The sequence below is a fragment of the Cellulomonas bogoriensis 69B4 = DSM 16987 genome (assembly GCF_000767165.1).
GTDB lineage: Bacteria > Actinomycetota > Actinomycetes > Actinomycetales > Cellulomonadaceae > Actinotalea > Actinotalea bogoriensis.
Genome location: NZ_AXCZ01000494.1, coordinates 1 through 345, shown reverse-complemented (window position 1 = coordinate 345; position 345 = coordinate 1). Strand labels below are relative to the sequence as shown.

The following is a 345-nucleotide window of genomic DNA, read 5'->3' as shown; positions in this document are numbered from 1 at the left end:
ACCCGAGCACGCCGACGTGGTCGTGGTGGGCGGGGGCGTCATCGGGCTGGCCGTCGCCTGGCAGGCCGCAGAGGCGGGACTGGCCGTGACGGTGCTCGACCCCGAGCCGGGCCTGGGGGCCACCCACGCCGCAGCAGGGATGCTCGCGCCCGTCACCGAGGCCACGTTCGTCGAGGAGGACCTGGCCCGCATGGGCCTCGCGTCGGCCGCGGCGTGGCCCGAGTTCGCCGCCCGCCTGACCGAGGCGTCGGGGGCCGCGGTGACCGTGGAGCCGTCCGGGACCCTGGTCGCGGCGTACGACGGTGACGACCTGGCCGTCCTGCGCCGCCTCGCCGACCTGCACCA

1 protein-coding gene is annotated in these 345 nt (G+C 77.4%); it reads left to right on the top strand.

The window, feature by feature from the left end; all coding sequences use genetic code 11:
* Positions 1-345: FAD-dependent oxidoreductase (locus tag N869_RS16180; protein WP_035063523.1), on the top strand; the 345-nt coding region annotated here is incomplete at both ends.